The following is a 6,223-nucleotide window of genomic DNA, read 5'->3' as shown; positions in this document are numbered from 1 at the left end:
AAGTCACTTACGATTTCTCCAAATTGATTAATTTTTATCGCTTTTTAATGTGAAGAAATATTTCGCCAACAGTGTCAGCGAAGCTGTCACCAGGGACAAGATACCCGGATTAACGTGACCTCAAATTAAAGGCGAAAGCGTCGGCAAATCTTCCAACTTCATCAACTTCATCCATTGTGGTTGGGACAAAACCTGCTGAATCATTAAAGTATTTATATATACTAAAGATATCTCTAGTAAATGCAGAGATAACACAGCAGTGGTGCTGTTTAAGGAAGCCATTGTAATCCTTTATTCTGTAATTTTTGCTCGATATGCTGCATTTCCTGGGTATTTTCTCCAGTAACGATCGCATAAATGTCAGTGTTGATTTTTCCGTATTTTATCTTCTCTAAAGCCGACAGAATGATCAAATCTTTGCGTTCTAGTTCTGGTTTTAAGGTGACTAAAATTGAATCCAGCGTTCCTTCCATGCGGTAGTCACTGGAATATTTAGCTATTCCCTTTCCCAATTCCACCAGGGTATTACGCTGCAAGCACAACGGAGTCGAGCCATTAACTCGGAAATTGGCATCGATGGCATACAATTGTCCGTCTTGATCTTCGAGTACATCAAAGCCAATCACGCCGAAATAACCCTGTTTGTGAGCATACTGACCAACGTTAGCAATCATCTCAAAGAACTTGCTCATGTCAGTGTTGCGGTAATCAATCAGTCCGCCTAAATAGTTACCTTCTGGAGTGACGAGTTGGCTGGTATTGCCGATGAGGGTTATCTCTCCTAGTTTGTTGACATAGAACTGTACGCAGTAATTCTGTACTTCATTCTTGACGAACTCCGAGACAATAATCGTATCAAGCAACTTAATATCAAGATATTTCCTAATTTCTTCAAGGCAGTAGTTCAAATCGCTGGGACTTTTGATGATATAAGTGCCTTCTCCTGAGAGTCCGTGGGAGGTTTTAATTAAGTAAGGATATTGTGGTAATTGAATGTCTTCGATATTGAGTTGGTGCAGATTGTAGCTTTTGTATTTCGGACATTGCACCCCCAATTCGGCTAGCGTTACTTTGCTGAGTAAGCGGTAATGTGTGTCTGGATCAACAGCGTGTTTTTCAGGTTTGAGGCGATCAAAGGGAAATAGACTAATGAGTTTGTCAAAGCGTTCGCTATGGCTGAGATCATCCAGATAAGTCGAGCAATCCATCATTTCAATATTGGAGTGGCTGTCGAAATGCTCTTGCCAGTAGCCAATTAGCGACTTTGGCGGCGGAATAGTCACAATTCCTGGGATGCGATCGCCTAATACAGCCAAATTTTTCCAAGGTTCTTTCTGACAAATCTTGTCGAAGGAGGTTTTGGTGGCTTCACTACTGCCATCTTGAATAAAATATTTGTTCCGGTTGGGGTAAGCAGCCCAACTAGCAGTTGCAGGGTAATTTAAAATAAACCCATAAGATCCATCTGTAATATCTTGAGCAAACAGATCAGAAAGAGTACTCCCTTGAAAATAATGAAAGTCGTATTTTGACATCTGCTCCTCCGAGAAACCGCATCCACAAAGGGATGCGGTTGTTTATATTAAACAAGTTTTCTGGATTTCCAAGTAACACAAACTTGAAAAAACAAAGCTGTAATTTAGCTTCATTAATTACCTATTACTTTAGCGTAGCCCATTAGGAATTAGTATGAGTTATTTCTTGGTAAAGAAAGCTACCTTGTCTTGTCCTTCAGTCATATAAGCGCAAGCCATGTGTGATGAATTATACGCCCAGCCAACACGTCCTTGACGATCTATAAGGATGCACCCAGCTTCACCTTTAACCTTAGAAACTAAAGCATCAATTGCCATCTGTGCGGCTTCATCTGGGTGTCTATCTCCACTCAAAAAATCGATCGCAGTTTTAGCCAAAACCACGGGGATAATGGACTCGCCATCACCTGTTGTTGAGCAAGCGCCGATTTTATTATCAGCGTATAAGCCACAGCCAACAAGCGCAGTGTCACCGACGCGACCTTGTTGCTGCTTCGTAGTACCGCCGGTTGAAGTGCCAGCAGCTAGGATGCCGCTAGCATCCAAAGCTACACAACCTATGGTGTTGGGACGATCGATAACTTTCTGATCTTCCTTCCACTGCTGCCACTGTTCATCAGCTATCAAGTTTTCTTTTTTACACATTTCGGCTCCGCAGTCTGCGGCAAACCGTTCTGCGCCTCGCGCCACTAGTAGCCTGGGTTTGTCATCCATAATCTTCCGTGCCACTGAGATAGGATGACGGATACCCTGAACTGCTGCAACTGCTCCCCAACTTAATGACCCTTCCATGATCGCCGCGTCTAATTCCACTTCTCCGTCGCTGTTGAGAGTTGCGCCTAGACTGGCGTTAAATGTCTGGTCAGCTTCCAGAACTCGAATGGCTGCTTCAACAGCTTCTGTGGCACTACCTCCACTGATTAGCACTGCCCAACCAGCTTCTACTGCTGCTGTACAGCCTGCATTGTTAGCTGCAACTTTATCATCTGTGATGGTTTTTGCCCCACCGTGAACAATGATGGTCGGTGTCATATAATTTCTTCTTGTTAGTATGAATTTTGTGGGACTGCGTTCTGCGCTTCGGGCAGCGCCGCAGGCATCGCCTGAACGGGTTCGTCAATTAATTGCAGCGATCGCATTTTTAAAGTCTCTAAACCCAAGCGCTGAGTTGCTGATATAAACACAGCTTCGGGATAATCTTGTTGAACTCTAGCCAAGGTTTCGCTATCTACTTGGTCAACCTTGTTAAAAGCAATCAAACTTTTTTCTGGAATCTCAGGCATTTCTTCGAGTATTTTCAGCACACTTGCAATATGGCTTTCCCAAGCTGGATGGGACAAATCCACAACATGAATCATGGCTGAAGCCTCAACTACTTCTTCCAATGTGGCGCGAAATGCATCCATCAGTGCTGGTGGGAGTTCGTGAATAAACCCTACAGTATCTGTGAGCAAAATCGAGCGACGTTCTTGTGTTTCTGGTTCTGTAATTACTACCTTGCGGGTTGTTGGGTCGAGGGTAGCAAATAGTTGATCTGCGGTGTAAACTTCTGCATTAGTTAACACATTTAACAAAGTAGATTTACCAGCATTGGTATAGCCAACTAATGCTAGAACCGGAATTTCTTGCTGTTGTCGTTGTTGTCTAATGCGGGCGCGATGTGCTTGTAATTGATTTACTTCTTCCTGTAGTTGACCAATTCGCCGTTGAATTGTTCGCCGTTCCGTCTCTAGTTTTGTTTCACCAGGGCCTCGCGTACCAATTCCTGCACCTAATCGAGACATTTCCTGACCGCGACCGCGTAGCCGAGGTAACATATATTCGAGTTGCGCCAGTTCTACTTGTAATTTACCCTCTTGAGTGCGAGCGCGTTGAGCAAAAATATCTAGAATTACTTCCGTGCGATCTACAACTCGGATGCCAATTTCCTGTTCTAAGTTGCGGGCTTGAGATGCAGAAATATCTCGGTCAAAAACGATTAAATTAGCTCTTAGTTTTTGAGCCAAAAGGGTGATTTCTTCAATTTTTCCCTTACCGACTACTGTTTGAGGATGGATGCGATCGCGTTTTTGCCGCATTGTATCCAGTACAATACCCTTAGCGCTTTCCACCAAACGCACTAGTTCTGCCAGCCCATCTTCAAACCGTTGGACAAATACATCTTCTGTCTGAACTCCCACCAGCAGCACCCTGTCTTGGTCAGAGACAACTTCTTGAGATAGGAATATTCCATCCCCAGCATCAGCAATTTCTCTCTCCCATTCGTGAACTAGCTCATCAAATTCTTGTTCGGTTAAGTCATCTAAACTTAGAGGAGGTGAAATTACCCAAGGACTTTCCCTATCGGGGAAAAGGTAAGTTAGAAAAGCTTCTTTTACTTCGCTATCAGTTGCGATTAATATTACAAGAGCATCTAAGCGCTGACGCATCATTGCAATTAACGATGCTTCATCGGGTGGTTCTGATTTAAATTGAGTAGCAACACAACGGATTCCGCTCAAGCGTTCGGCACTGCGGCGGTGTAATTCTTCAGCCAGAATTTGAGTTTGATTTGGTGTTCCTACAGCAATTCGGATAATTTGCCCACGCCGATTTATATAACAACAAATCGGGTGATGGATTTCTTTAGTAATTGCAGCTAAAGCTTGGGCAAATTCCGGCGTAATTAATCTATCTGCTGGTTGATTTTCCTCGTAAAGCCGTTGTAATTGTTTTATTTGGCTAGCTTTTATCCCCTGAGTATTGCCATAAATCTTTTGCATAAATTAACAAGTTGATAATTTGCTTTTTAGCTATCTATCCTATATTTTGCCTTGTTAAAGTTTAATTAACTCTATCAAACGAAATAAGCAAATTAGTTTATTTTTGCCCTAAAATAACGTTACTAATTATTGTTCATAATATACAAGCAAACAACAAATATACATGAAGGTGTAAATGTGTAAATACCGCTATGGGTTAAATATTTAAATAGTTAGGTTTATTCATGCTTATCTATTTACTTTTTGCGATCGCTATTATCTACAACTTTTCCAGTATTGAGGTTTTCGACACAAAAATTATTAAAATTAAAACGCTTTAGACAGTCCTGCTTGCTTTAAAACTGCGTTAGCTGTATGGCGTGATTTGATATAACTATCTACTACAAAACGACGGTCTGTAATTGGACTATACCAAATTTCATGGTCTCCCTTACCTTGCCTTTCAAAGTAGCATCCAGCTTCTACAAGCATCTTTTTCAACTCAGGAGTGAAAGACACACTCATTTATGAAGCCACCTCTATCAATTCTTGTCGATGGCTGGTTAATTCAAAACTGATAGAACCCACATAATTAGAAGGCACAATTTGATTCAGAACAAGGAGTTCTGGAATCATTTCTCTAAGCTTTTGCGTAAGAGACTCAATCGTAGAAGCTTCTGTTACCAATCCTGGTACATTTTCACTAGTTGCTACCCAAACTTCTGCATCTTTATCCCAAAATGCATCAATTTTCAATGTGTTTTGTGTCATGATCGAGCGCTATACACAAATTTACGACGGTAATTCAAGTTTAAAACAATTGAACCTAAAAATGTTAAGGACGTTAACAACCAGTGTCGGTTACAATTTTCACATCTCAGATAGGATTGCGATCGCTTTTGCTCAACAGTTAAATGGCATAATTCAATTTCAGATAGTATACATGTAATATTATTACTTAATAAAATATAACCAAAAAACCTAATTTAAAACCCCTATACATTAAAGGTATAGGGGTTATCTCAGCTTAGGTAGAAGGGGACAAAAGAAAGGTAAACTTGTATTTCATCCAATTAGATAGCCATAGGCAAAGCTGTACTTATACAGGATAATTTATTCCGGTTAATATCCCCAATTGTGAACTAACAGCGCTTATGTAATCTTTATCGCTTAAAACTTGTGCTGGTAGCCTATGAGCATTGATCGCAGTCTTGACTAGATATTCGGGAGTAATATTTCCGCGCTGTACTTCAAAAATAAAACTTCCTCCACTAGGAACTCCTTGCTGCTTAAAACCACCTTGGTAAGCAAGATTAACAAGATTAAAGGGTTTAATGTAGCTAATATTGGTGGAATTACTGCCTAATGCATTAAGATTAACTGCTGTGTTTATTGATTTCTCACTAGTTGCATCAGCACTCATATAGTTTTTATTTGTGGCTGTTTGAGCGCTAGCAATGCCAGATGTGAGGGCAAGAGAGGCAATAATAACCGTAGAATTTATCAATGTTGTTAATTTCATAACATACTCCTTAACTAGAGTAAAGTAGAATCGATAGTTTCTACTAATAGCTTTCCCTTATTTATAAAAACTAACCTCATACAATTGACTCACTCAAATGGTTGAATTGCTTCTCATCCAAATGGGTGACTTATTTACCGCCTTCTCGTTCTGGTATAAGTAGAGCGGCGTGAATAGTCTACCCTGCGGGGAAGCAAGAGCAAGCTAGGCGCAGCGTCTCGTAGAGAGGGTCTTAGTCCTCTTTCGAGGTCTGGAGCCGCTCACTACAAACTAATCTCAAGATTTTTTACATTACTTAATCTAGTTTGATTTATTCTTACCGGCTTACTTAGGGACTTCCAAAGAATAAATTATTCCAAGAAAAACAAGAGACAGGTTTTCTCAAGAATGATAATCATTTTAAGGCGGGAGAAAAGGGATTGCCG

At 40.8% G+C, this 6,223-nt stretch carries 6 protein-coding genes and 1 pseudogene; all 7 read right to left on the bottom strand.

Translation table 11 applies throughout. The features are described 5' to 3' along the window. Positions 1 to 123: 123 nt before the first annotated feature. A pseudogene (locus V7K25_RS20325) lies at positions 124 to 258 on the bottom strand (Tn3 family transposase); the annotation flags it as partial. Between the two features lie 11 nt (positions 259 to 269). After that, entirely contained in the window at positions 270 to 1,535 is a 1,266-nt protein-coding gene (locus V7K25_RS20320) for an ATP-grasp domain-containing protein (RefSeq protein WP_335160297.1), read from the bottom strand. A 159-nt stretch (positions 1,536 to 1,694) separates the two neighbouring features. Beyond that, on the bottom strand, positions 1,695 to 2,567 hold the full coding sequence (locus V7K25_RS20315) for an isoaspartyl peptidase/L-asparaginase family protein (RefSeq protein ID WP_335160296.1): 873 nt from the start codon (positions 2,565 to 2,567) through the stop codon (positions 1,695 to 1,697). Between the two features lie 14 nt (positions 2,568 to 2,581). Continuing rightward, positions 2,582 to 4,297 carry a GTPase HflX gene (hflX, locus tag V7K25_RS20310; RefSeq protein ID WP_335160295.1) on the bottom strand — a complete coding sequence of 572 codons (1,716 nt, stop codon included), beginning with the start codon at positions 4,295 to 4,297 and terminating at the stop codon, positions 2,582 to 2,584. A 306-nt stretch (positions 4,298 to 4,603) separates the two neighbouring features. Further along, on the bottom strand, positions 4,604 to 4,801 hold the full coding sequence (locus tag V7K25_RS20305; protein WP_292832032.1) for a type II toxin-antitoxin system HicA family toxin: 198 nt from the start codon (positions 4,799 to 4,801) through the stop codon (positions 4,604 to 4,606). Then, complete coding sequence (locus V7K25_RS20300; protein ID WP_335160294.1) at positions 4,802 to 5,047, bottom strand: DUF1902 domain-containing protein; 246 nt, start codon at positions 5,045 to 5,047, stop codon at positions 4,802 to 4,804. Between the two features lie 328 nt (positions 5,048 to 5,375). After that, a complete protein-coding gene (locus tag V7K25_RS20295; RefSeq protein WP_335160293.1) occupies positions 5,376 to 5,798 on the bottom strand; it encodes a hypothetical protein in 423 nt (140 codons plus the stop codon). Positions 5,799 to 6,223 lie beyond the last annotated feature (425 nt).

This window comes from Nostoc sp., from assembly GCF_036919495.1.
Classification (GTDB): Bacteria; Cyanobacteriota; Cyanobacteriia; order Cyanobacteriales; family Nostocaceae; genus Nostoc.
Note: the sequence above shows the minus strand (reverse complement) of the source record. Positions and strands in the feature narration are given on the sequence as shown.

Coding starts and splice junctions, on each gene's coding strand:
- V7K25_RS20320 (WP_335160297.1), bottom strand. CDS start 1,535: ATGTCAAAATACGACTTTCATTATTTTCAAGGGAGTACTCTTTCTGAT.
- hflX (WP_335160295.1), bottom strand. CDS start 4,297: ATGCAAAAGATTTATGGCAATACTCAGGGGATAAAAGCTAGCCAAATA.
- V7K25_RS20305 (WP_292832032.1), bottom strand. CDS start 4,801: ATGAGTGTGTCTTTCACTCCTGAGTTGAAAAAGATGCTTGTAGAAGCT.
- V7K25_RS20315 (WP_335160296.1), bottom strand. CDS start 2,567: ATGACACCGACCATCATTGTTCACGGTGGGGCAAAAACCATCACAGAT.
- V7K25_RS20295 (WP_335160293.1), bottom strand. CDS start 5,798: ATGAAATTAACAACATTGATAAATTCTACGGTTATTATTGCCTCTCTT.
- V7K25_RS20300 (WP_335160294.1), bottom strand. CDS start 5,047: ATGACACAAAACACATTGAAAATTGATGCATTTTGGGATAAAGATGCA.